17 protein-coding genes are annotated in these 25,633 nt (G+C 67.7%); 12 read left to right on the top strand and 5 right to left on the bottom strand.

Annotation, left to right across the window (positions count from 1 at the left end; translation table 11 throughout):
• Positions 1-10: 10 nt before the first annotated feature.
• From thrC to NE236_RS14360, 5 genes are all read left to right on the top strand, one after another.
• Positions 11-1,051 carry a threonine synthase gene (thrC, locus tag NE236_RS14340; protein ID WP_252842439.1) on the top strand — a complete coding sequence of 347 codons (1,041 nt, stop codon included), beginning with the start codon at positions 11-13 and terminating at the stop codon, positions 1,049-1,051.
• Complete coding sequence (thrB, locus tag NE236_RS14345) at positions 1,048-1,986, top strand: homoserine kinase (RefSeq protein ID WP_252842440.1); 939 nt, start codon at positions 1,048-1,050, stop codon at positions 1,984-1,986. The genes thrC and thrB overlap by 4 nt, the downstream gene beginning before the upstream one ends.
• A gap of 336 nt (positions 1,987-2,322) precedes the next feature.
• A complete protein-coding gene (gene rho, locus NE236_RS14350) occupies positions 2,323-4,314 on the top strand; it encodes a transcription termination factor Rho (RefSeq protein ID WP_252842441.1) in 1,992 nt (663 codons plus the stop codon).
• A gap of 161 nt (positions 4,315-4,475) precedes the next feature.
• The gene (locus tag NE236_RS14355; protein WP_252842442.1) at positions 4,476-5,774 is read left to right on the top strand and encodes a sensor histidine kinase; all 1,299 of its coding nucleotides are present in this window, start codon (positions 4,476-4,478) and stop codon (positions 5,772-5,774) included.
• Positions 5,775-5,795: 21 nt separating this feature from the next.
• Positions 5,796-6,443 carry a response regulator transcription factor gene (locus tag NE236_RS14360; RefSeq protein ID WP_252842443.1) on the top strand — a complete coding sequence of 216 codons (648 nt, stop codon included), beginning with the start codon at positions 5,796-5,798 and terminating at the stop codon, positions 6,441-6,443.
• On the opposite strand, the gene NE236_RS14365 is transcribed toward NE236_RS14360, so the two are convergent.
• The gene (locus tag NE236_RS14365) at positions 6,440-7,087 is read right to left on the bottom strand and encodes a LuxR C-terminal-related transcriptional regulator (RefSeq protein ID WP_252842444.1); all 648 of its coding nucleotides are present in this window, start codon (positions 7,085-7,087) and stop codon (positions 6,440-6,442) included. The genes NE236_RS14360 and NE236_RS14365 overlap by 4 nt on opposite strands.
• A gap of 10 nt (positions 7,088-7,097) precedes the next feature.
• Positions 7,098-8,375, bottom strand: a complete 1,278-nt coding sequence (locus NE236_RS14370; RefSeq protein ID WP_252842445.1) for a sensor histidine kinase — start codon at positions 8,373-8,375, stop codon at positions 7,098-7,100.
• 223 nt (positions 8,376-8,598) lie between these two features.
• Here NE236_RS14370 and NE236_RS14375 point away from each other — a divergent pair, with 223 nt between their 5' ends.
• From NE236_RS14375 to NE236_RS14395, 5 genes are all read left to right on the top strand, one after another.
• The gene (locus NE236_RS14375) at positions 8,599-9,633 is read left to right on the top strand and encodes a fatty acid desaturase family protein (RefSeq protein WP_252842446.1); all 1,035 of its coding nucleotides are present in this window, start codon (positions 8,599-8,601) and stop codon (positions 9,631-9,633) included.
• Between the two features lie 135 nt (positions 9,634-9,768).
• Positions 9,769-9,993, top strand: coding sequence for a 50S ribosomal protein L31 (rpmE, locus tag NE236_RS14380; protein WP_252842447.1), 225 nt, complete (start codon positions 9,769-9,771; stop codon positions 9,991-9,993).
• A gap of 84 nt (positions 9,994-10,077) precedes the next feature.
• Entirely contained in the window at positions 10,078-11,133 is a 1,056-nt protein-coding gene (gene prfA, locus NE236_RS14385; protein ID WP_252842448.1) for a peptide chain release factor 1, read from the top strand.
• A complete protein-coding gene (gene prmC / locus NE236_RS14390; RefSeq protein WP_252842449.1) occupies positions 11,130-11,993 on the top strand; it encodes a peptide chain release factor N(5)-glutamine methyltransferase in 864 nt (287 codons plus the stop codon). The genes prfA and prmC overlap by 4 nt, the downstream gene beginning before the upstream one ends.
• 93 nt (positions 11,994-12,086) lie before the next feature.
• The gene (locus NE236_RS14395) at positions 12,087-12,920 is read left to right on the top strand and encodes an L-threonylcarbamoyladenylate synthase (protein ID WP_252842450.1); all 834 of its coding nucleotides are present in this window, start codon (positions 12,087-12,089) and stop codon (positions 12,918-12,920) included.
• 30 nt (positions 12,921-12,950) lie between these two features.
• Here NE236_RS14395 and NE236_RS14400 read toward each other — a convergent pair whose 3' ends face one another.
• Complete coding sequence (locus tag NE236_RS14400) at positions 12,951-13,703, bottom strand: creatininase family protein (RefSeq protein ID WP_252842451.1); 753 nt, start codon at positions 13,701-13,703, stop codon at positions 12,951-12,953.
• Positions 13,704-13,740: 37 nt separating this feature from the next.
• Positions 13,741-14,817, bottom strand: coding sequence for an NsdA family TPR-like regulatory protein (locus NE236_RS14405; RefSeq protein ID WP_504915078.1), 1,077 nt, complete (start codon positions 14,815-14,817; stop codon positions 13,741-13,743).
• Between NE236_RS14405 and NE236_RS14410 the strand changes: the two genes are divergently transcribed.
• Together NE236_RS14410 and NE236_RS14415 are read left to right on the top strand one after the other, a co-directional pair.
• A complete protein-coding gene (locus tag NE236_RS14410; protein WP_252842453.1) occupies positions 14,725-15,033 on the top strand; it encodes a hypothetical protein in 309 nt (102 codons plus the stop codon). The genes NE236_RS14405 and NE236_RS14410 overlap by 93 nt on opposite strands.
• A 131-nt stretch (positions 15,034-15,164) precedes the next feature.
• Positions 15,165-15,446, top strand: a complete 282-nt coding sequence (locus tag NE236_RS14415; protein ID WP_252842454.1) for a hypothetical protein — start codon at positions 15,165-15,167, stop codon at positions 15,444-15,446.
• A gap of 868 nt (positions 15,447-16,314) precedes the next feature.
• Here NE236_RS14415 and NE236_RS14420 read toward each other — a convergent pair.
• Positions 16,315-25,188, bottom strand: a complete 8,874-nt coding sequence (locus NE236_RS14420; RefSeq protein WP_252842455.1) for a LamG-like jellyroll fold domain-containing protein — start codon at positions 25,186-25,188, stop codon at positions 16,315-16,317.
• Between the last annotated feature and the right edge of the window lie 445 nt (positions 25,189-25,633).

A 25,633-nucleotide genomic window follows, 5' to 3' on the forward strand; every position in this document is an offset into this window, starting at 1 on the left:
GGAGGAATCCGTGAGCAGGGCATGGCGTGGCGTCATCGAGGAGTATCGCGACCGGCTCCCCGTGACGGCCGGGACGCCGGTCGTCACCCTTCTGGAGGGTGGCACGCCTCTGCTGCCGGCGACGCGGGTCTCCCAGCTGACCGGCTGCGACGTGTACCTCAAGGTCGAAGGGGCCAACCCGACCGGGTCGTTCAAGGACCGCGGCATGACCATGGCGATCAGCAAGGCCGCCGAGGAGGGGGCCAAGGCGGTCATCTGCGCCTCCACCGGCAACACCTCCGCGTCGGCGGCCGCGTACGCCGTGCGGGCCGGGATGGTGTGCGCCGTGCTCGTGCCGCGCGGGAAGATCGCGATGGGCAAGCTCGCGCAGGCGCTGGTGCACGGTGCGAAGCTGCTGCAGATCGACGGCAACTTCGACGACTGCCTGGAGCTCGCCCGTAAGCTCGCCGCCGATTATCCCGTGGCGCTCGTCAACTCGGTGAACAAGTTCCGGCTGCACGGCCAGAAGACGGCGGCCTTCGAGATCATCGACGCGCTCGGCGAGGCCCCGGACGTGCACTGCCTGCCCGTGGGCAACGCCGGCAACATCAGCGCGTACTGGATGGGCTACAAGGAGTCCGACGCGCGCCCGCGCATGCTGGGCTTCCAGGCGGCCGGGGCCGCGCCGATCGTCCGCGGGGAGCCGGTCGCGGCACCGCAGACGATCGCGACGGCGATCCGTATCGGCAACCCCGCCTCGTGGGACCTCGCGCTCAAGGCGCGCGACGAGTCCGGCGGAGCGATCGAGGCCGTGACCGACCGGCAGATCCTGGCCGCCTACCGTCTGCTCGCCCGCGAGGAGGGCGTGTTCGTCGAGCCCGCGTCGGCGGCGAGCGTCGCGGGGCTGCTGCAGGCCAGTCACGAGGGTCTCGTGCGTCCGGGCGAGCGCGTCGTCTGCACGGTGACCGGAAACGGGCTCAAGGATCCCGACTGGGCCATCTCGGGCGCGCCGGCGCCGATCACGGTGCCCGTCGACGCGCACGCGGCCGCGTCCGCACTGGAACTCGCTTGACGGCGAGGCACTCCCCGCCCGTGGCCGTCCACGTGCGGGTGCCCGCGACCAGCGCGAACCTCGGCCCCGGCTTCGACGCGCTGGGGCTGGCCGTCACCCTGTACGACGACGTGGAGGTCGAACTCGCCGACTCCGGTCTGTGGATCGACGTCACGGGGGAGGGCGAGGAGACCGCGAATCGGGGCGAACAGCACCTCATCGTGCGGACGTTCCGGGAGGCGTACGCCCTCATCGGGGCGGCGCCCGCACCCGGGCTGCGGATCCGCTGCGTCAACCGCATCCCGCACGCGCGCGGGCTCGGCTCGTCCTCGGCGGCGACGGTCACCGGGATCCTCGCCGCCCGCGCCCTGCACCCTGAGGGCGAGCGCTTCACCGACGCGGACGTCCTCGCCCTGGCCACCGGCTTCGAGGGACACCCGGACAACGTCGCGCCGTGCCTGGCGGGCGGGCTGACCATCGCGTGGGACACCGGCGACGGACCCCGCATGACGAGGCTGGACGTCGCCCCCGACATACGCCCCGTGGCGTTCGTGCCCGAGCACCGGCTCGCCACCGAGCGCGCCCGTGGCCTCCTGCCGGACGTCGTTCCGCACGCGGACGCCGCGGCGAACTCCGGGCGCGCCGCCCTCCTGGTCGCCGCGCTCACCGCCCGGCCCGAGCTGCTGCTGGACGCCACCGAGGACCGCCTGCACCAGGCGTACCGCGCTCCGGCCATGCCGGAGTCGGCCGCGCTGGTGGACCGGCTGCGCGGGCGAGGGGTGCCGGCGGTGATCTCGGGGGCCGGGCCGACCGTCCTTGCCTTCGTCTCCACAGGCGAGGTTGATTCGATCGGCTCGGAAGTGGGTACTTCGTGGCACATACACCCGCTGAACGTTGACCCCCACGGCGCATGCGTTCAGCCGATCGATCAGGAAACGCGAGTCTCCGGGGAATAGCAGTGTGCCCAGGTGATGTTAGGCTTAGTGCCGCACCAGATGCCCCGCACGGGGGCGTGGGCTCGTCGGCCTCCTCGGCTGACGTCGGCCGCGTGACGCGGATGTGTTTCCCCGACAACGAAACCGCTCGTTGTTCAGCGTTCAATCAAAACTTCGAACGTATCGGGATCGGGGATCTCTCGCGAGAACCTGCCTCCACCATCTGGATGTGGCCAGAACTCTTCGCCGATCACATGGAGATCAGCAGAGCTCGACTGATCCGGCGCCCCCGCCGGTTCGCACGACCGGGTTGCCTGGCCGACGGCGGCCACACCCGCTCCCTGGGAAGGACCCTTAGTGAGCGAATCCACCGAACTCCTCTCGGACTCAGCAGTCACCACGGCTCCTGAAGCCGTTCCCGCCGAGAAGGCGACGACGGCTGCTCCGCGGCGCCGCCGTACGGGCACGGGCCTGTCGGCGATGGTGCTGCCCGAGCTGAAGGCACTCGCCTCCAGCCTCGGGATCAGCGGTACGGGCGGAATGCGGAAGAGCCAGCTCATCGCCGCCATTCAAGAGCGGCAGGCGCAGAACACCGGAGGCGGTGAGCCGGCGACCTCCGCCAAGGCTGACGCCACCAAGACTGAAGCCAAGACCGACGCCGAGCCCTCCGTCGCGCAGGACACCGTCGCGGCGACCACCTCGGCCGCCGCGACGACGCAGAAGCCGCAGCGCGAGCGCTCCGCCAAGCGCGACGAGGCACCGACACAGGAGCAGCAGGAGATCAAGGTCGACACCGACTCCACCGCCGGCGAGAGCGGAGCGCGTGAGAGCGCCGGCCGCGAGGGCGGCCAGCAGCGTCAGCGCCAGCGCGGCAACCGCAACGACAACCGCGGCCAGCGCGACGATAACCGTGGGCAGCGCGACGACAATCGCGGGCAGCGCGAGGACAACCGCGGCCAGCGCGACGACAACCGCGGCCAGCGCGACGACAACCGCGGCCAGCGCGGCGAGGACAACCGCCGGCAGCGCGGTGACGACGACCGCGGCCAGCGCGGCGAGGACCGCGGCCAGGGCCAGCGCGGTCCCAACCAGCGTCAGCAGAACGACTCCGACGACGAGGACGCCAGCGGCCGGCGTCGGCGCGGCCGGTTCCGGGAGCGCAACCGCGGCCGTGGCGGGCGCGAGCGTTTCGGCGAGCCCGAGCCCGTGGTCAGCGAGGACGACGTCCTCATCCCGGTCTCCGGCATCCTCGACATCCGCGACAACTACGCGTTCGTGCGGACCACCGGCTACCTTCCGGGCCCGCAGGACGTCTACGTCTCCCTCGCCCAGGTTCGCAAGAACGGCCTGCGCAAGGGCGACGTGATCACCGGTGCGGTGCGCCAGCCCCGCGACGGCGAGCGCCGGGAGAAGTTCAACGCGCTCGTGCGCCTCGACACCGTCAACGGCATGGAGCCGGAGCAGGCCAAGGGCCGCGTCGACTTCTCCAAACTGACCCCGCTGTACCCGCAGGATCGGCTCCGCCTGGAGACCGAGCCGAACCAGCTGACCACGCGGATCATCGACCTGGTCAGCCCGATCGGCAAGGGCCAGCGCGGTCTGATCGTCTCGCCGCCGAAGGCCGGTAAGACGATGGTGCTGCAGGCGATCGCCAACGCGATCACCAAGAACAACCCCGAGTGCCACCTCATGGTCGTCCTCGTCGACGAGCGGCCGGAAGAGGTCACCGACATGCAGCGGTCGGTGAAGGGCGAGGTCATCCACTCGACCTTCGACCGGCCCGCCGAGGACCACACGATGGTCGCCGAGCTGGCGATCGAGCGGGCCAAGCGGCTCGTCGAGCTGGGCCACGACGTCGTCGTGCTGCTCGACTCGATCACCCGTCTCGGGCGCGCCTACAACCTGGCGGCCCCGGCCAGCGGCCGGATCCTGTCCGGTGGTGTGGACTCCACGGCGCTGTACCCGCCGAAGCGGTTCTTCGGCGCCGCCCGCAACATCGAGAACGGCGGATCGCTGACGATCCTGGCCACCGCGCTGATCGAGACCGGCTCGCGGATGGACGAGGTCATCTTCGAGGAGTTCAAGGGCACCGGCAACCTGGAGGTGCGCCTCCGCCGCGAGCTCGCCGACAAGCGGGTGTTCCCGGCGATCGACGTCGACGCCTCCAGCACCCGTAAGGAAGAGATCCTGCTGGCTCCGGAGGAGCTGCGGATCGTCTGGCAGCTGCGCCGGGTGCTGCACGCGCTCGACACCCAGCAGGCGCTGGAGCTCCTCATCGAGAAGATGAAGGAGACCAAGTCGAACGCCGAGTTCCTCCTGCAGGTGCAGAAGACCACGCTGAACGACTGACCCAGCGGTAGACGACGCCCCGGAGACATGTCTCCGGGGCGTCGTTGTGTCCGCGCCCGGTAGGGATAGCCCTACCCGCCGAAGGCTGGGATGCTCCATGGTGGGACGCTCCGCCGTTCAGGAGGCTTGACCCGTACGCCCATACGGCAGAAGGGACCCCGGTGAACGGCACCGTCGACACATCGTCCTCCGGGAGACACGGCCCGACACGGCTGTTGAAGGACCCGCTGACCTGGCGGTCGGCCGCGTACCTTCTACTCCACTTCCCCCTTGGCCTGGCCTACTTCATCGGCCTCGCCGTGCTGCTGTCGGTCTCGGTCGGGACGATCGTGATCTGGGTGGGCGTCCTCGGCTTCGCCCTCACCATGATCCTCTGGCGGGGGGCCGCGATCCTGGAACGACGGCTCATGCACCTGGCCTTCGGCGTCGAGCTCCGTGCCCCGTACCGCGCCCTCCCGCCCGGCAACAACCTGCTGCGCAAGTGGAGGGCGATGGCCGCCGACCCGGCCACCTGGAAGGATCTGCTCTACCTGATCCTGGTGTTCCCGCTCGGCACGGCGGAGTTCGTGCTGTCGCTCACGCTGTGGTCGACGGCGTTGTGGCTGGTCACGATGCCGGCCTGGATCATGACGAACCACGGCGGCTACCTCTACGTGACGATCGGCGGCCACGAGATCTGGCTGGACGACCCGATCACCACGCTGCCGGCGGTGCCGCTGGGGCTGGGAGTCTTCGTCCTCGCGATGTACGCCGTGCGCATCGTCGGCGCGGCGCACGGGGCGATCGGCCGCTACCTCCTGGGGCCGAGCGAGACGCAGGCGCTGCGAGTCCGTACGGCGCAGCTGCAGGCGAGCCGGGCGCGCGGCGTGGACGCCGCGGAGGCCGAGCGCCGGCGGATCGAGCGCGACCTGCACGACGGCGCCCAGCAGCAGCTGCTGGCCGTCGCCATGGACCTCGGCCGTGCGCGGGCGAAGCTGGAGACCGACCCGGTGGCCGCCCAGGAGCTGCTCCAGCAGGCCCACGCGGGCGCCAAGGAGGCCATCGTCGAGCTGCGCAACCTCGCGCGCGGCATCTACCCGGCGATCCTCACCGACCGGGGGCTGGACGCGGCGATCTCCGCGGTCGCGGCCCGGGCGCACCTGCCCGTCGAGGTGGAGGTCGACCTGCCGACCAGGCCGCCCGCCGCCGTGGAGAGCATCGCGTACTTCATCGTCTCCGAGGCGCTCACCAACGCGGCGAAGTACGCCCGGGCGACGCAGGCCTCCGTGCAGATCACCCGGGACCAGAACTGGGTCGTCGTCGAGGTCGCCGACAACGGCGTCGGCGGGGCCGAGGCCACCCCCGGCGGCGGGCTGGCCGGTCTCGCGGACCGCGCGGCCGGCATCGACGGCATCCTGACGGTGAACAGCCCCGTCGGGGGGCCGACCGTGATCCGTGCGGATCTTCCCTGCGTCTGGTGAGTTTCCTCTACGCTGATCTCCGTGCGGGTGGTGATCGCGGAAGACGCCGTAATGCTGCGCGAGGGGCTCATCCGCCTACTCGCCGACGAGGACATCGAGACGGTCGCCACGTCGGGTGACGGTCCCGGGCTGATCACGATCGTCGAGGAGCACCGCCCGGACCTGGCCATCGTCGACGTCCGGATGCCGCCCTCCTTCACCGACGAGGGCCTGCGGGCCGCGCTGGAGGCCCGGCGCCGGGTTCCGGGCACGCCGATCCTGGTCTTCTCCCAGTACGTCGAGGAGCGCTACGCCACCGACCTGATCGGGGCCGGCGCGGAAGGCGTCGGATACCTCCTGAAGGAGCGGGTCGCCGACGTCGCGGAGTTCACCGCCGCCGTACGCCGGGTCGCCGACGGCGGCACGGTCATCGACCCGGAGGTGATCGCCCAGCTGCTGGGCCGGCGGCGCCGCGGCGACCGGCTGGAGGCGCTCACGCCGCGCGAGCGGGAGGTGCTCGGCCTGATGGCGGAGGGCCTGTCGAACGCCGCCGTGGCCCGCAAGCTCTACGTCACCGACGGCGCGGTGGAGAAGCACATCTCCAACATCTTCGCCAAGCTGGACCTGCAGCACGCCGACAGCACCCACCGCCGCGTGAAGGCCGTGCTCGCCTACCTAGGCCAGAGCTAAGAGCCGTCGAGGAAGGCCAGCACGGCGAGGACGCGGCGGTTGTCGTCGTCCGACGGCGGCAGGTCGAGCTTCGCGAAGATGTTGGACGTGTGCTTGGCGATGGCGCGTTCGGTGACGACGAGCCGCTGGGCGATCGCGACGTTGGACCGCCCCTCGGCCATGAGTTCCAGCACCTCGCGCTCGCGGGGTGTCAGCCCGCCGAGCGGTTCGTTGCGGGAGTTGCGCGCCAGCAGCTGGGAGATCACCTGCGGATCCATCGCGGTCCCGCCGCCCGCCACGCGCCGTACGGCGTCGACGAACTGGTCCGCGTCGAAGACCCGGTCCTTCAGCAGGTAACCGATGGCGCCGCTGCCGTCGGCGAGGAGCTCCCGGGCGTACAGCTGCTCGACGTGTTGGGACAGCACCAGCACGGGCAGGCCAGGGATCTCCCGCCGGGCGTGCAGCGCCGCCTGCAGGCCCTCGTCGGTGAAGGTCGGCGGCAGGCGCACGTCGACGACGGCCACGTCGGGCTTGACCGACAGCAGCGCCCGGGTCAGCTCGGGACCGTTGTCGACGGCCGCGGCGATCTCGAAGCCGTACGCCTCCAGCAGCCGGATGAGCCCGTCACGCAGCAGGAACAGGTCCTCCGCGAGGACGACGCGCATCACATCTCCCTCAGGAAGGGCGGCTGCGAGGGGAGGACAGGACGCACGGCAACTCCATCGTCACGATCGTCGGGCCGCCCATGGGGCTGCTCAGGGCGAGGACACCGTCGAATGTACCGAGCCGCCGCTCGATTCCGCGCAGTCCCGTGCCGTGGCCCAGGTCCGCACCGCCCCGGCCGTCGTCGGTGACCATGATTCGCAGCCGGTCGCCTTCGTAGCGGAGGTCGAGCCAGACACGATCCGCACCGGAGTGCTTGGCGGCGTTGGTCAGCACCTCCGACACCGCGAAATAGGCCGCGGACTCGACGGGGGCCTCGAGGCGGCCGGGGAGGTCCACGGCGACCTCGGTGTTCAGGGGGCTCGCCATGGCCAGCGCGCGTACGGCGTCGCCCAGGCCGCGTTCGGCGAGCACCGGCGGGTGGATGCCGCGCACGAGGTCCCGCAGCTCGGTGAGGGCCTTGGAGGACGACTCGCGCGCCTCCGCCAGCAGCTTCCGGGCCTTCTCCGGGTCGCGTGTCATCAGGTGCTCGATGGTGCCGAGGCTCATGCCCATGGCGACCAGCCGGGCCTGCGCGCCGTCGTGCAGGTCGCGCTCGATCCGCCGCAGCTCGGCGGCCTGGGTGTCCAGGGCGTCGGAGCGGGACTCGGTCAGGTGGGCGACGCGCAGTGCCAGTTCCCGCTCCCGCGTCGGGGCGAGCAGTCCGCGTGCGAGGCTCGAGTTGGCCCGCATCAGTTTCGGAGCCAGCCAGAGGCCGAGCACCGAGTAGACGATGCCGAGGAGCCCCGCCTTGTCGGCCGCGTCCTGACTGACGATGTGGACGAAGGTGTACCAGTCGCCGCCGCCCGAGTTGTAGATCGGCTTCCACACACCGGCGGCGAGCACCCAGCCGTACGGGCCGTACATCGGGAGGGTGAACGCCAAGATCGCCAGGACGAAGCCCGCCGTCGGGTCCACGATCAGCCACAGCAGGTCCCGCCAGGTCGCCGGGTCGGTCACGATCCAGCGGTAGCGCTCCACGATGCCGATCAGGCCGCCGCGGAAACGCGGGGTGGGCTTGTACGGTTCCTTGATCTCCACACCGAACCACTGGTGCGCCAGCCGCCGCCGCACGTTCGTGTAGCCCCGGATGGCGCTCGTGACGAGGGGCACGAGGAAGACGCCCAGGCCGATGATCGACAGCGCGAACGACACCACGAAGAAGATGAACAGCACGAGCGACCCGAGCATGGCGGAGAGTGCCAGCGCGAGGCCGCGAACGGCCGCGAGCAGTGCGGCACCTATCTTCATAGTTCCTCCCGATCAAGGCCAATCATTCACCACCGAGCGTGCCGGAGGCGGGCGCTCGGGTCACGGGGTGTGGGAGGCAGACGATGGTGGTGCCACCACCACTCTTTACTTGGGGCATACCTCCGGGCCCCTAGGGTGCTCACCGGCTGGGAGCGTCGTCGGCAGGTCCGTAGCGTTTCGCGACAGTCAGTACGGATCCCGACGACCGCGAGGAGAATCCCGCATGCCCGAGACCGTCACGCTGCCCAAAGGCGACTTCGCGCCGCTGATCCGGGAGGTGCGCGCCGCCGGTCTGCTGGAGCGGCGCACCCGGCGCTACGCCGGCACCATGGGGCTCGACGTGGTGCTGTACGGCGCCGTGTTCGCCCTGGTCGCCTTCGTCGGCGATTCGTGGTGGCAGCTCGCGGTGGCCGTGCCCGCGGCGATCCTGACCACCCGGCTGTACTTCGTCGGTCACGACGCCGGGCACGGGCAGATCGCCGGGACCCGCCGCGTGAACCGGCTCATGGGGCTGCTGATCGGCAACCTTTCGGTCGGCCTGAGCTACGGCTGGTGGACCGACAAGCACAACCGGCACCACGCCAACCCGAACCACGTGGACAAGGACCCGGACGTCGGCGTCGGGGTCCTCGTCTGGACGGCCGAGCAGGCCGCGGACCGCCAGGGCGCCCTCATCCGGTGGCTGACGCGGAACCAGGGCCGGATGTTCTTCCCGCTGCTCCTCCTGGAGGGGTTCAACCTCAAGGTCTCCAGCGTGCAGTCGGTCATCGCGGCGACGCGCGGCCGGTGCGGGGCCCGGCAGCGCCGCATCGCGCTCGTCGAGGCGGTCCTGCTGGCCGTGCACGTCGCCGGCTACCTCGGCCTGGTCTTCAGCGTCATGTCCCCGGGCAAGGCGGTCGCCTTCATCTTCGTGCACCAGGCGCTGCTCGGCGTCCACCTCGGCTCCGCGTTCGCCCCGAACCACAAGGGCATGCCGATGCCCGGCCCGGACGATCGGTGGGACCACCTCCGCAAGCAGGTCCTCACCTCCCGGAACGTCCGCGGCGGCCTCCTCACCGACTGGTTCCTGGGCGGGCTGAACTACCAGATCGAGCATCACCTCTTCCCCGGCATGCCGCGCCCGAACCTGCGCCGCGCGCAGCCCCTCGTACGGGCGCACTGCGAGCGGCTCGGCCTCCCGTACGCCGAGGAGGGCCTCATCGAGTCCTACGCCCACGCACTCGGCCACCTGCAGGCCGTCGGCGAGCCCCTGCGGTGACCCGCCGGGCCGGGGAATGCCCGGTGGCCTCGGCATGTTGTCATCTCTGGCACACTGGTACGCGCTGTGGTACCGGTTCACATCCCCGAATTCCCTCTGGGATGACCCGGCGACCGCCAGAAGCGAGGAGAAGTCGTGAAGCCTGATATCCACCCCGAATACGTCGTCACCACGGTGACGTGCACGTGCGGGAGCACCTTCCAGACCCGCAGCACTGCGCAGAACGGCGCGATCCACGCCGACGTGTGCTCGAGCTGCCACCCGTTCTACACGGGCAAGCAGAAGATCCTCGACACCGGCGGTCGCGTGGCGCGCTTCGAGAAGCGTTTCGGCAAGAAGGCCGCGGGCGGCAAGAAGTAGGTCGTACCGCCACGCCGGCCGGAGGCACGCCCCTCCGGCCGGCGTTCCGGCTGTTCACGACCGAGCCAACCCGAGGACCCTGACGTGAATCTCGACGATCTGGTCGGCGAATACGCCGACATCGAAAAGCGGCTCTCCGATCCGTCGGTGCACGCCGACCAGGCCGTGGCGCGCCGGCTGGGCAAGCGCTACGCCGAGCTGCGGCCGATCGTCGAGACCGCCCGCGACCTGCGGGCCGCCCAGGGCGACGCCGCCGCCGCGCGCGAACTGGCCGATGAGGACCCCGCCTTCGCGGAGGAGGCGGCCGACCTCGACAAGCGCATCAGCGAGCTCGAGGAGACGCTGCGGCGGCTGCTCGTGCCCCGCGACCCCAACGACGACAAGGACGCCATCCTCCAGATCAAGGCCGGGGAGGGCGGCGAGGAGTCCGCGCTGTTCGCCGGCGACCTGCTGCGGATGTACCTGCGGTACGCCGAGCGCGCCGGGTGGAAGACCGAGGTCATCGATGCCCAGCACTCCGACCTCGGCGGGTACAAGGACGTCACGGTCGCCGTGAAGTCCCGCGGGTCCGAGGATGGCGTCTGGGCGCGCCTGAAATACGAGGGCGGCGTGCACCGCGTCCAGCGGGTCCCCGCCACAGAGTCGCAGGGGCGCATCCACACGAGCGCGGCCGGCGTGTTCGTCATGCCCGAGGCCGAGGACATCGACGTCCAGATCGACCCGAACGACCTGCGCATCGACGTCTTCCGATCGAGCGGCCCCGGCGGCCAGAGCGTGAACACGACCGACTCCGCCGTCCGGATCACCCACGTGCCCACCGGCATCGTCGTCTCCTGCCAGAACGAGAAGAGCCAGCTCCAGAACAAGGAACAGGCGATGCGCATCCTGCGCGCCCGGATGCTGGCCGCCGCCCAGGAGGAGGCCGAGGCCGCCGCGTCGGCCGAGCGGAAGAGCCAGGTGCGCACGGTCGACCGTTCTGAGCGGGTTCGCACCTACAACTTTCCGGAGAATCGCATCTCCGACCACCGCGTGGGCTACAAGGCATATAACCTCGACCAGGTACTTGACGGGGACCTGCACAATGTCACGCAGGCGCTCGTCGACGCCGACATGGAGCAAAGACTCGCCGAAGCCACATGACCCACCTGCTCTCCGACGAGATCGCCCGCGCGACGGCCCGCCTGGCCGCCGCGGGAGTCCCGTCCCCGCGCGCCGACGCCGAGGAGCTCGCGGCATTCGTGCACGGCGTCAAGCGCGCCGAGCTGCACACCGTGCCCGATGCCTCCTTCGACGCCCGGTTCTGGGCGGGCATCGCGCGGCGTGAGGCGGGTGAGCCCCTCCAGCACATCACCGGGCGGGCGTTCTTCCGCTACCTCGAGCTGAAGGTCGGGCCGGGCGTCTTCGTCCCCCGTCCCGAGACCGAGGTGATGGCGGGCTGGGCCATCGACACGCTCCACAAGATGGACGTCGGCGATCCCCTCGTCGTCGACCTCGGCACCGGCTCGGGCGCGATCGCGCTGTCCATCGCCCAGGAGGTGCCGCGCGCACGGGTGCACGCGGTCGAGAAGGACCCCAAGGCGTACGTCCACGCCGCCCGCAACGTCGAGGAGCTCGACGAGCGCGGCCGCGTCCAGCTCCACCTCGGCGACTTCGCCGACGCGCTCCGTGAGCTGGACGGCACCGTCGACCTGGTCGTGAGCAACCCGCCGTACATCCCGATGTCGGAGTGGGAGTACGTCCCCGGGGACGTCCGCGACTTCGACCCGGCGGCGGCCCTGTGGGGTGGGGGAGACGACGGCCTCGACGCCATGCGCGCCGTCGAGCACACCGCCCGGCGACTGCTGCGCCCAGGCGGCTGGAGCGCGGTCGAGCACAGCGACCTCCAGGGCCACCCGGTCTACTGGATCTTCTCCGAGGAGAACGGCTGGCGCGACGTCCGCAACCACAAGGACCTCACCGGCCGCGACCGCTTCGTCACCGCCCGCCTCGGCACCGACTGAGTTGCTGATCGGGGCCGTCTGACCCTGGCCGATCGGCCTGCTCCGGGGCGATCCTTGTCCGGGCGCGTGCGCCGCAGTGGAAGAATGGCGATCGTGAGCCGACGATACGACTGCTCGGACCCGCTGGAGCGGACGAAAGGGATCGCGGACGCCGTCTCGGTGATCCGCCGTGGTGAGCTGGTGGTGCTGCCCACCGACACGGTGTACGGGATCGGCGCCGACGCGTTCACGCCGTCGGCGGTGACGGGCCTGCTCGACGCCAAGGGTCGAGGCCGCGACATGCCGGCCCCCGTGCTGGTCGGGTCGGTGCGCGCCGCGCAGGCGCTGGTCGACGACCTCGGCACGTACGGCCAGGACCTCATCGACGAGTTCTGGCCCGGCGCGCTGACGATCGTGTGCCGCGCCAACACGACCCTCGCGTGGGACCTCGGCGAGACCAAGGGCACCGTCGCGATCCGGATGCCGCTGCACCAGCTGGCCTTGGAGCTGCTGAAGGAGACCGGCCCGATGGCGGTCAGCAGCGCCAACCGGTCGGGCGCCGCCCCGGCGCGTACGGCCGAGGAGGCGGAGACCCAGCTCGGCGACTCGGTGGCGGTCTACCTGGACAACGGACCGAGCGGCGACGGCATGCCGTCGTCGATCGTCGACCTGACGGGCGCGGTGCCCCGCCTGCTGCGCGCGGGTGCCATCTCCGAGGAGCGCCTCCGCGAGGTCTGCGGCGTCCTCCTCAGCGACGAGGACGACCCGGCCCCCGAGCCGGCAGAGACCCCGACCGACGAGGGCGCGGACGCGGCTCCGGACGGTGCCGTGAAGGCCGCTGAGAGCACCCAGGACGGCCGTTCCCCGGCAGGGGACGAGGAAGCCAAGCCCGCTGGCCCGGCCACCCGTACGGCCGCCGAGAAGGACGCGCCGCCGGCCGATCGCTGACGATCCCCTTGTGGATCTCCGGGAGAGCGGTCAGTGGTGTTGCCGCGGTCGGCGCACTCCTTGATCTTGCCCCTGCGAGTCGTCCAACAGGCTTAGCACCGAGGCGAAGCCACTCACAAGGGAGTCGAGGACGGCCTTGCCCTTGTCGGCGGTGCCGAGTGAAGGTCGACCGATCACGCCACTCTCGGTGTAGGCCTGCATGCCTGTCATCAGCAAATGACGGCGATCGTTTGCGATGCAGTCGGCGGACTCGTAGCCGTCCCGCACGAGATCCGGAGCGACGTGTAGCAGGATGGAAGTCTCGATCTCTCCCGCATGCATATCCTCACTCGTTGTGGTGGTGAGTCGACCGGCTACACGTGCGTCGTCCCAGTCGGCATGCTGAGGGAAAAGGGCCATCCGGCGTCCTTGTGAGTTGGCCTCCTGAACGACATTGCCGAGTACGTAGTTTCCGCCGTGGCCGTTCACGACGATGAGAGCGGAGAGACCCGATCTGATGACCGAGTCGTAGACGTCAGTGACGATGGCGTGGAGAGTCCGCGCCGAGATGCTGGTCGTCCCTGGCCATGCACTGTGTTCGTGTGAACATGAGATGGTCACAGGTGGGAGTAGGAGGAGCCCATAGGCGTCCGCCAGCCTCCGCGAAATCGCGCCTGCTATGACGGTGTCGGTGATCAGTGGCAGATAGTCACCGTGCTGTTCGAAACTTCCGACCGGCAGGACCGCTATGTGTGCGTTTCGGGCTTGCTCTTCGGCAGTCGTTGCCGTTGACAGTAGGTCCATCAGGTGGCTTCCTCTGGCTGCGGTACGGGGGAGAGGATCAGTCGATCAAGAGATCCAGCGTTGCGAGCAATTCTGCCGTCGCAGGATTCCGAGACCATCGGGTCAAATGATCATGTAGGCGCTTGAGTTGAGCCAGCAGTCTGGTCGACCCAAGGGACTGAGCGAGTGGCACCACCTCGGACGTGACGTGGCGCGCCTCTTCCGGCTCGTCGGCGGTGGCATAAGCAGTGGCCAGCCTGGCGAGGCAGAGGGCCCGATCTCGGGTTTGAGTTGAGCCCTGCAAGTGGACTCTGCTTCGCTCGAAGACGGGGATTGCGGCGGCCGCCTGCCCTAATGCGACGAGCGAAGCCCCTACCTCCATCCGGATGAACGCCGGTGAGCAGTAGTCGGCGCGATCCTGTTCGTGACTGTTCGAGCCCTCCATGGCTTGGGCGAGGGCCTCCTCGGAGTCGGCCTGGAACTTGCTCTGCTCTCCGAGCATCGCATGGGCCTTCGCCCGCGACCGAAGAGTCACGGCTTTCAGGCGAGGAGTCAGGTCGCCGACGTTCTTGAGTGCAGTGTCAGCGAGGCTTAGCGCGTGGCCGGGATCGCCCGCTTCGACGGCGATATCGCTCTTGCGCATCAGGATATAGGAGGTCACCCGTGGATCACCGAGCTCCAAGGCGTAATCCAGTGCCCTGGTGGTCCAGTACATGGCTTTCTCGAACGAGCCGGAATCTTGGTGAAGCCATCCGCAGAATTCGAGGAATTCACTGCCGAAGTCCAGCACCTGCCTACGATCAGGCCCCCTTGCCGTCCGACATAGGAACTCAACGATAGGTATTTGAGCTTCCGCGGCAGGCAAGAGTAGGAGCGAGCCTATACCGGCCTCTGCGCGAACATGGGCTCTGAGGATTCCTCGTAGGCCAGCGGCGATGTCCGTACCCTCGACAACAGGAAGGAGTGACGCTACCCGCATCCTTCCTTCATCTTGCCGCCCCTGAGGCGATTCCTGGAAAGTGCTGCGGGGAGCGAGGCCAAGATGGACGCGGGCGTGATCGGGCATGTTAAGACCGTCTGCGATGCGCTCGAAGACCTCCAGTTGGAGGACCGGTCCGCCGGTTCTTCTCATCATAGCGTTGACCCGACCCTGGGGCACTCCGGTTGCGGCGGCGATGCGGTTCTGGCTGGCGCCGGCGTACTTCTTCGCGAGATGGAAGAGGCTGCCGATGTCACGAGTGCGAAGCATGGCGACTGTCGCCTTGTCCCGCCAGAGCTGATCCGGCAGCTTGATCGGCTCGAACGCGGACCCGGACATACGGAGCCATCTCCTCAAAACGCGCGGCAATAACGTCGCGTGACCGATGACGAGAAGCCTATATCCAACGCCTGGTTAATCCCATGAGATTGGTTTACCCCCTGCGATCCGCGAACCTCCGAGATGGAACTTCGATCGTCTCCCCATGAACGAAGGAGTGCCGTATGAGCGGATCGACATCTGATCGGAAGCTTCAGACGCTGGTGGCGCTGTGCCAGGAACTGATCAAGCTCGGGGTCAAGGTCGGCTTGAGCGATGCGCGGCCGGCGTTGTCCGTACGGGGCGCTCTGGTCGAGCGGAAGCTGTGGATCGAGATCGATCCGACCGGCGAGTTCTTCGTATGGCGGCTGGATGACCGGGTCCATCGCGCGGTGAACGATCCGGCCGGAGCGGCGGCTGAGATCACCGAGTACCTCAACCGACGCGACGCGGGACCCGGGGCGTGAGCGCGATGCCCGATCCCGTTACGGTGCTGAGGCGGCGCTTTCCCGGCTTAGTGTTCTGGTATGGCAGGCGTACGGGAACGTGGTGGGCACTGGTTTCCCCTCCGGACGGCCCGCGGCTGGTCGAGGCGACAGACCCGGAGCAGTTGACACACGCGGTCATCCAGGCACATGGGTGGCCATGGCTCGCACCGCGTCACGGAGCATGCTGGAGCTTGGGCGCGCCCAATGCTCCGGTTAATCCGCAGCGAATGTCGTCGCCGACGGTCATTCGGTAGGAGTGGCGCGAATGAGGATTGGCCGACCCGGCACGGCCATCCTTCTCGGCATCGTCTATATGGCCGGGGCCAATCCGGAGCTATTGAGCGGAAACCAAAGCTCGACATTCGTCTTTACCGAGCGGGATGACGGCAGCGGATCTGTGAGCATCGCGATAGAGCGTGTGGGGCGCGCTCGTTGGCGGAGGGATTTTAAACTCATTGGCTGCTTGATCGAGTTCGTTCAATCCCAGTATGTCATCGTCCGTATTTCCAGGGCGCTTCGCTAGTCGGCTCTGGTAGGCGAATTGTGATGACTCGCTGCAGTGGAGACTGAACGTCAACTCCAGCCAGTAGGCATTTCCGTCGTGGCGAGTCTTGAATCTCACCTTTCCCGCACTTTTCGGCAATTCTATGGAGTGATCCGAGAGCGTGCGTCCCAAGCTGATTCCAGGGTCGCTGCCGGGCTGTGCTCGCGGATCGCTGTTCTTGTCCGATAGGGGTCCGTTCCCAAAGCCGCAGGCTCCCGCGAAGCTGATTAGGCAGAGTGGCACTGAAAACCAAGTGATCACTTGGGATGCATGCTTCGTTGCAGCTCGGCTTCGCAAGAGAGTTTACCTCCATGGCCAATATACTGAACCCGGGTCAACACCGTCCACGCGGCGTGTGATCGTTACCGAACCATACACGTCGAAGTCGCGTGCTACTCCCGATGTGTGGAGGTGGGAAATGTCCTCCTGTGGTATCTGGCCTACCAGGGGGAAGTTTACGGGCCGGCGTCCCTCCTCCTTGGTTCCAAAGTTGTACCGTTTGTAGAAGTCTACTCTATAGGTTTGGTATACCGTCTTGCCGTCTGTGGAGTAGGAGCCGCCGCTAACTCGGACCTGGTATCCATTGAATGCATAATACAGATCTAGATTTTCTCTTTCGTTGAATCTAGTACTCTTCCATCCGGTGTCGAAGGCGAGCTCTCCCTTGTGTGCTTCGACCAGGCTCTTAACTAGGGAATTCATCGATGGGCTCCGTGCCATAAGGGCCTTGGGGTCGGTCACTACTGGAGACCCTGAGTTGTCCAGCCAATGATTGAGTAGATAGCTGGCTGCAGGGGCCTTCCCTGATACCACCCCGCCCACAACGACAAGCCCAAGCTTGCTTTGAACTTCCCTATCTCTACTTGATGGTTTTTCAACGTTGTATGGTCGGACGTCGGTTTTTGCCCACCTCGGAGGCTCGCCGTCGAAGTACGGAACCGAAGCAGGAGTCGACCCAGAGCCACTATCCATGGCGCTGGTGGGAGTGATCTCCGGTGGTGCCTGTGATGCTAGTGACAGATTTGAAACGACAGGTCCGGCGGCCTTCACTGCGTTGGCGTGGATGGCGTTCAGTGAGGCCGATGTATCGCGTACGACGTTGTGCGTCTGGGACGTCTTGGCGGCAGGCTGCCGGGGGTTCTTGGATACCTTCTCTCGCGGGTCGGCGAAGTGGGGGAGCCTGGCCTTCTTGTTGATCCCGAAGGCGTGGTGCTTGGCGGCGTAGGCCGCTTGGCGGCGGGCGGCCTCGGTCCGGCGCCTTGCGAGTTCGGCCGGCGAAGGTCCCCTGTGGACCTGGCCGCCTCCGCCGCCCGTTGATCCACCGTTCGAGCCGCCGCCTCCGCTGCCGGGGTTGCCCCCTCCACCGCCGCCACCACATCCGTCGGTGCTCATGAGCATGCAGGGGGAAGGGGGCGTGCTGCTGCAGGGGTAGCTGATCCCGTATTTACTGCACCAGTAACCACCGTTATCGCCACAGCCGCTGCTCAGCGTGGTCATCCGCGCATCGCAGGGGTTATGGCCGGTGGGATCGCTGTTGTCGAGCGGGTCGCCGTCGCCGTAGGTGTAGCGGTTCGCGCTGACCGAAGCGGGGCTCGGGTCGAGGCTCCAGCTGTCACGGGAGCTGAAGCTGCCCTGACTTGGGTCGTACCAGCGGGCGCCCATATTGACGTTGCCGGTATCCGGGTCGGTCCAGGCGCCTTGGAAGCCGAGGTTGGATCGCGTCCCGGACGCTGCGGTCACCTGCCCGAACGGGTCATAGGCGGTTGAGCTGGTGAGCGCGTTGAGGTCGGCCGTCGGGCTGAAGTCACCGATCAGGTCACCGTGGTCGTCCGTCAGCGGGATACGCGCGTCACTGCCCTGTCCGGTGGCCAGGACCCCATCGTCCGGGCCGCGCGCGTATCGGCTGGTGCCGTCGGTGACGGGCGCGGCGCTGAGACCGGCATAGCTGAAGGCAGTGCCGTTGCGATCGGCCGGCCGGTCGAGCCCGTCGTATGTGTAATGGGTGGCGTCGTCGGCGATGAGCCGGTCGAAGGCGTCGAAGTCGAACTTCTCTTGCTTCCCGTCCGTGGTCTTGGACGCGACGGTGCCGCGGGGGGTGTAGGTGTAGGCGTCGGGTCCGTCGGTGATACGGCGATTGCGCTCGTCGAAGGTGGCCGATCGGTCCCCGGCCTTGGTGCGGTTTCCGGAGTCGTCCCAGGCGTAGGCGGTGGTCTTGTCGCCCTGTTTCCAGGACGTAAGCCGGTTGGCCTGGTCATAGGTGTAGGTGTTCTCGCCTGCGCCCGCGGTTCCGACGGTGGTCTTGCTCGTCGTGTTGTCGTTGTCGTCGTAGCCGTAGCTCACCGACGCGACGGTGTTCCCGGCCGCGTTCTTCAGGGTGTCGGACTTGGGGCGGGACAGGTCGTCGTAGCCGACGGTCAGCGTCCGGCCCGCTCCGTAGTCGATCTGGTCGAGCTGCCCGGCGTCGTCATAGCCGATCGTTCGCGTCAGGCCGGTGATGCCGTCTTGCGCGGCGTTGAGACGGCCCTTGGCGTAGCCGAAGGAACTGGTTCCCGCGCCGTCGGTACGGCTGGTGACCTGTCCGTCAGGGTTGTACGTGTAGCCGGCCTTGCCGGATGGCCCGTCAGCGGAGAGGAGCAGGTCCCGGTCGTTGTAGGTGTAGGTGTTCTTGTCATTGCCGGCGTTGACCTCCGTGAGGCGGCCGGCCTGGTCGTAGCTGCGGATCCGGTCGGCGGTCGGTGCCTCCGCTCCGGTACCCGTTTCCTGCAGCACTCGCCCGTTCGCGTCGAACGTGCGTTCCTGGGTCACGCCGCCAGGTGCGGTGAGCTTGAATGGGTTCCCCGCCTTGTCGTAGGAGGCGGTCCAGGTTCGGTCGGCCGCATTCGGGGTCGCGCTGGTGGCCGGCTCGATGACCGCCTCGGGTAGTCCGAGGCTGTTCACCGTGTAGACGGTCGAATTACCACGCCCGTCGGTGAAGCGGGTTCGATCGCCCGCGGCGTCGTAGCCGAAAGTCGTGGTGATCGATGAGTTGTCGGTGACGGGCTCGACTTGCCTGGTCAGTTGGTTCGCGGCGTCGTAGCCAAAGGTCGTCGTGTGGTGGAGGGCGTCGGTCGCCTCCGTCGGGTTCCCGGCGGGGTCGTAGGCGTACTTGGCCCTGCGAAGCTCGTTGCCCTTCGGGTCGAGGTCCGCCTGATCGACCAACTGCCCGAAGAGGTCGTAATCCGATCGGGTGGTACGCCCCAGACCATCGCTGACGCGGACCTGCCTGCCCCCGAAGTCGTAGCCGTACTGGGCGACGGTTCCGGCCGGGTCGGTGGCCTTTGTCAGCTCGCCGACCTTGTCGTAGACGTTCACGGCCGTCGCCCCGCTCGGCCTGGCCGTTCCGACGAGGTTGTCCGCATCGTCGTACGAGTTGCGGGTTATGTAGTTCTCCGCGTTCGGGTAGCGCTCCACCTGGGTCGTGGTGACCTGGCGATCAAGATCGTCGTACGTCGCCTCGAGGCGGGCACCGAGCGGACCGGTGACCGATAGCAGCTGTCCGGTGCGCGTGTGGGTGTAGCGGGTCTTGGCGCGGTCGTCGTCGTCCTTGGCCGGTTCGTCCGCCGCGCTCACGTGGTTGAGCCGGTCGTAGGTGTAGCGGCTGGTGTTGTCGCGCGGGTCGATGACCTCGGTGGTGTTTCCGAGGGCGTCGTACTTGAACCGGGTCGTCGGCGTGAGCGGTGTCGTCGATCCAGGCGGCGTGTAGGACGGCGCGGTCGCCTTCACGATCCGGCCGAGTTTGTCGTACTCGATCCGGTTGATGTTTCCGAGCGGGTCTTTGGCTTCCGTCTGCTCGTCGAACGCGCTGTAGCCCGTCACGCTCTCGGGCCGGACGGTGCCGGGTGCACCGCCGTTGCTCTCCGCCGCGACGGGCGGCCCGGTCGTCTTCACCGGACGTCCGAGCTCGTCGTAGTCGACGTTGGTGGTGAAGGCGGTCTTGTCGGCTCCGGCCACATTGCCGCGGGGATCGGTGATCGAGGTGGTCAGGCCGCGCTGGTCGTACCCGTATGTGGTGACGCGGGTGTCGGTACCGTTGATCTCGGTCTGTTTGCTGAGGCGTTCGGCCGCGTCGTATTCGTAGCCGACGGTCTGCGCCGCGGTCGGCATCGGCCACGTGACGTTGGACGCCAGGCCGGACCAGGCGAGCTGGGTGACGTTCCCCGCATGGTCGTAGGCGTAGGCGGTGCGGCGGTTCAGCCCGCCCGGGTCGAGGGTCGTGGCCTTGAGCTGGCCGCTTTCATCGAATTCGTTCTGGGTGATCGTCGTACCGTTGCCCGTGGTCTCCTTGGCCGGGTTTCCGTCTCCGTCGTACTCAAGGGCCTGGAGGACGTAGTCACGCTTCGTCCCGTCGGGGTTGTGGAAGCCCTTGAGGGTGACGTTCTTGAGCAGGTCGTCGCCGTAATAGGCGTAATCGATCTCCCGTCCCATCGCGTCGGTGTCCCGTACCTGCCGGCCGGCCCAGTCGTAGGCGTAGGAGTGCAGGACGAGGTAGTCACCGGTGTCAGGAGCCCCATCCGGATCACCGTCGTAGTCCCGGAGCCGAACTTCGGCGATCATGTTCCGCGCGGTGTAGCGGTACTCGTACCGGTTCTGGTTCCCGTCGACCATCGCGGTGACGTTGCCGGACCTGTCGTAGTCGTAGTCGGTCTCGTTCCCCTCCGGGTCGGTGACCTTCTCGACGCGGTCGTGATCGTCGTAGTCGAACGTCGCGACCCGTGGTACGGCGTCCGGTGCCGTGTCGCTGCTCTGGAGCCTTAGGAGGTTCCCGTCGTCGTCATAGGCACTGTCGGTCCGAAGCTGCTGGGCGGTACCGGTCACCGCGTTCTTCGCCGCCGGGTAGATGACGCTGGTCATCCGTGACAACTCGTCGTACCCGTAGGACGTGGTGGCTCCGCCGGGAACGCTGTCGGACACGACCGTCTGAGAGGCCCGCCGGCCGAGCTCGTCGTAGGTGTACTTGGTCACCAGGTCGGACGGATCGGTGATCTGAGCCAGGTCGCCGTTGCTGTAGTAGGCGTAACGCGTCGTGGCGCTCCGGGCGTCGGCGGCGGTGAGGAGCAACCCCGCGGGCATCTGACCGCCACCTGTGGCGGGCTCGGTTCCGTTCGTATAGGTGTACTTGATCAATCCGCCATCGGGGTTGGCCTGTGTCGCCAGGTTCCCCATGGTGGTGTAGGTGTAGGCGGTCTTGTAGCGGTTGTCGGTCGCGCTGGTCGATCGTGCGTCCCGGGTTTCGAGAGGCCGGTCGTTACGCGGATCGGCGAGGTTGGTCACCGTGGCGGGGTAGGTGGAGTACGCGGTGTGGCAGTCGCCTTTCGCCCGGCAGGTCGTACGCGACGTGATGTTGCCGCGCTGGTCGTACCCGAAGTTGATCGAGTCGCCGTTCTCGTTGGTGACGAGGGAGAGGTATCCGTCGTCGTCATAGTCGTAGGTGCGAAGCGCCATCCCGTCCAGGTCGTGCCGGACGAAGTCCGGCTCGTCGCCGGTTCCGGGCGGCAGAGTGGTGCAGAACGTCGGGTCGCCCGGGTCTGGGCTGGTGCAGGTGTACGTCGGCGACGGGGTCGGGCTCGGGGAGTCGGAGGGTTCGTCGTCACGAGCGCCCAAGCCGGTCGGCATCCCGAGCCGGACCATGGCTCCGGTCAGGGCGTCGTACTCGTACAGGTACGGGTGGTCGGCCGGGTCACTGACCTCGACCGCCCGCCGGAGGTTCGTGTCATCGCCGTAGACGACCGGTTTCTTGATCTTCCAGGTTCCACCGTCTTGGTCGGTGTACTCCGAGACGCGGTCGGCCTCGGTGTCATAGTCGATCTCGGCGGCGGTGGTTCCGTTCGGTAGCGTCACTTTGGTGACCTGGTCGGAGGTGCGCAGCGCCTCGCGGTAGTGCGCCGCGACGGCCTCGGGTCCGAGCGGATGCTGATAGATGGCGGTCTCGTCGATGGTGCCGGCGAAGAAGCGCTTGGGGCTGCTGCCCCAACCGGGCCAGGATCCGGGCGTGGTGGCGTACGCCGCGCCGATCTGGTCGTAGGTCAACGTGCTGTGCCCAGGGGTCTGGCCCGTCAGCGTCCCGATCGACTTCCCGTCCAGGTACAGGTTCTGGGTCGATCCCATGGCGGACAGCACGGCGTGGTGCCACTTGCCGTCGTTGACCGCGACGAGAGAAGTGATCGGGGAGATCGCGCCGCTCCAGAACTGTCCGCGCAGCTTCCCGTCCGTGCCCACGTACAGGGCGGGCACCCCGAGGGTGGAGGTGGAGTCCAGTGACTTGTCCTGATAACCGATCAGGGGACCGCCCAGGCCGGTGGCGATCGTCTTGAACCAGACCTCGACCGCGAGATCGCGGCTCTTCTTCACCGCGCCGTTCGGCAGCGCCACGTAGGAGGTGTTGCCGTTGAACGTGCCAGCGGTGTCGTTCACCCCGGTGATCGCGCCGGTCGCGCCCAGGGTCACGTTCTTGTAGGTGCCGCGGTCCTTGCCCAGATTGACCGCGATTTCGCTGTTCGCGGCCGAACCGTCGTCCTCCCCGAGGCGGTAGTAGGACTCCGGCTGGGAATCCAGGACGACGCTCCGATAGTGCGAGCCCTGGCCGTAGTCGTAGGAGGTGCATCGGTTTCCCGGGGCGCACACCGTCTTCAGCAGGTCGCCGCTGTACGTGTACACCCACGTCAGGGCCTTGCCGTTGACCGGGTCGGTGCTGACCGTCGCGACGTGGCCGCCGTTCCAGGTGAAGGACAGGGCCCGGGTTCCCGGCTGCGCCGAGACCTTGCTCAGTTTTCCGTTGCTCGTGTCGTACGTGAGCGTGACCGAATGGCCGGCGGCATCGCTGATCTTGCTCAGCCGCCCGTAGGAGAACTGATACGCGGTGCCGGTCTTGTCGACGAGCTTCCAGGAGTTCGCCGAATCGCTGGTCAGAATGGCCTGATGACCATCCGGCGGAGCGTACGAGCCGTCCGGGTTCTTGCCGAATCTCACTTGCCGACCGTCGGGATAGGTGACCACGACGTTGCCGGAACCGTCCTGATCCTCGACCAGCTTCATGTCGTAACGCGTCGACCAGCCCGCACCGAAGGCCGCATCACGCCGCGGATCCAGGCTGTTGTAGGTGCGTTCCACACTCAGTTCCGGCCCCACAGACGCGACCGACGCGTCCAGCGCGCTGGAGGAGTAGTTACCGACCTGTGGGTTGAAGTCCCGGCCTTGGGAGTCCTGCGTCGCGTCGGCCAGCTTGGATGTCACCACGGGCTGCGGCACCGAGGCGAGCAGCGCCACGCGAGGTGAGGGCACCTCGCTGCCGGTGTCCTTGACGAAGACACGCCAAAGGTACGCCCTGCTCCATGACAGCTTTCCGGCCGGCACGGTCCACGCCCAGGCTGTCGAATAGCCCGAGTCGAAGCAGTTGGCGGCGCTGCCATCGGGCTGGCGCTCGCAGACTTCGAACTTGTACTGCAGCGTCGAGCCGGTCGGGGCGTCCAGGTCCACCGCCGTAGCCCACAGCTCGGGAGTCAGCGTGGGCGCCTGGTACCCGTTCTCCGGATACAGGCCCTGCAGCACTGGCGGGATGTCAATGATCTTGATGATCAGACGGACCGGTGGAACCTGCTCGTCAATGAACACCGGGCCGCCGGTGTGGACCATCGTGAAGTCGATCGAGTACGTACCGGGCTTCAGCGGTTTGATCGTCGCGTCGAGCTTCACCTTCGCGCCGCGCGCCACGTCCTGCGTCAGGTTGGCCGATCGCTGCTGAGTGACGATCTTGCCCTTGGTGTCGTAGACGCGGTACCCGAGGTAGTAGGTGCTCGGCGTCCACGTCTCCGCACCCAGGTTCTTGACGGCGATCTTGATCTTGCCGTTCTGGGCCTGGGTGACCGGTGGGTTCGGCACGGGGTCGGTGATCGAGTAGGAGGCGTTGTACGCGCTGTGCGTGACGAACAAGCGCGGCGGGTTCGCCGTGTCGTAGCCGGTGAACTTCTTGTAACCGAGGCCGTCGGACGATCCGTCGCGCACCGAAAGCCCATAGTCGGGCTGGTCTCCGTTGACCCATCGCTGAACCAGGTCACGGCCGCCCTTACCGAGGTCGATCAGCTGGGCCTTCTTCGGCGGGCAGGCCGACTTGGTGGAGCCGGTCGCGATGTAGCCATAGGAGAAAGACGAGCGCGCAACGGGCGAACTCGTGTTCGGCCCCGGATACGCCAGCCCAGACTTCCCCGCCCAAGCCTCGGTGACCGGGTTCACCGTGACCGGCCGCGACCGGCATGTCGCCGAGTCATAATTGACCAGCGAGAGCCACGCTCCGAAGATCCGGTGGTACTTCAGCTTCTCTTCGAGCTGCGGGAACGACAGGTACGCGGCCGATCGGGCACCGATGGTCAGGTCCTGCGCGCCGCTGCTGGCCCCACTGTCGCTGACCGATATCCCGGAGCCCGCGACCGAGGTGAAGACGCTCGGGTCGATCTTGACGGGATATGTACGTGCCTTGTCGTGCAGCCATCCGGGATCAGCAGTCACCTGGAGCGCCGGAGTCCCTCCGGACGAGATGACGCGATAGGTCACGCCCGTGGAAGTCTGCGGCTTCGCCCCGGAATCCGTCATGGAGCCGGCCGGGATCACGGCGCGGGTGCGACCTGCCGCGTCGGTGAAGATGACCTGCCCACCGGTCACTTGGGCGGTAAGGCCCTCCAGCTGGAGGGGGAACACGAAGCTGCTGGGCGCGTCGGCCGAGCGCAGCACGATCGTCTCTTTGACGCCGCCAGGCGCGATGTCGAGCTTCAGATCGGTATCGGGCCTGACATCCGGGTAGAGGACGTTCTGCTCACCCGCAGTGCCAGGCGCCTTCGCTGAGTCCTGCAGCCCGAAGGCGATCGCGTGGTCAGAGTCCACACCGATCTGGACCATTCCCGCCGAGCCGGCCTGTGCCGCCAGCCGGACGTCCACCGCGTCGGCCGTGTTCCTCCAACCCGCAGGGGGCGTTGAGGTGTCTCCGTTGTCTCCAGCACCACGGGCGGTGCCGCTCTCACCTACCGGTGTGACGTGGGTGTCGATCGGCGCCCAGCTCCCGTCGGCTCGCCGAAAATTGATCGGGCCGGGAGAGAGCTCGGTCGTCTGCGAACCGTCCGGGTTGATCACGGTCCGTGTGTTTGCGTCCACGAGCTGCGGCGTGCCGTCGGCCCTCTGGACGTCACCCGTGGCGAGATCCGTGGCGAACCGTTGTGCCTCGGGTGTTGAGGACGATGAGACCTGCGCACGAGCCACAGAGGCGACGTTCGGCTGCACCGATCGGGCCTGCATGGACTGCGTCACCGGGTACCGCGATCGCAAGGTTCGGGGTTCGCGACGATTCCGTTGCGAGCCGACCAGGTGCGGCAGTCTTTTTGCCGATCCCCACATCTGCCGCGGTGCGCGATGGCTCGGCACACCGTGTCCGACCGTCACCGGTATCTGCGCCGGCCCGACTACCACGAGCAACGCCATGATCGCGGCGGTCAGCCGAAGCCATGCATAAGGCTGGCCGGTAATCCGTAGCAGCGAAGGGACTGAGTGGAAGCGACCGCGCACGAGGATCCCCCAGCTGGAGCAGCATCAACACTTATCG

Source organism: Actinoallomurus purpureus (assembly GCF_024055795.1).
GTDB lineage: Bacteria > Actinomycetota > Actinomycetes > Streptosporangiales > Streptosporangiaceae > Actinoallomurus > Actinoallomurus purpureus.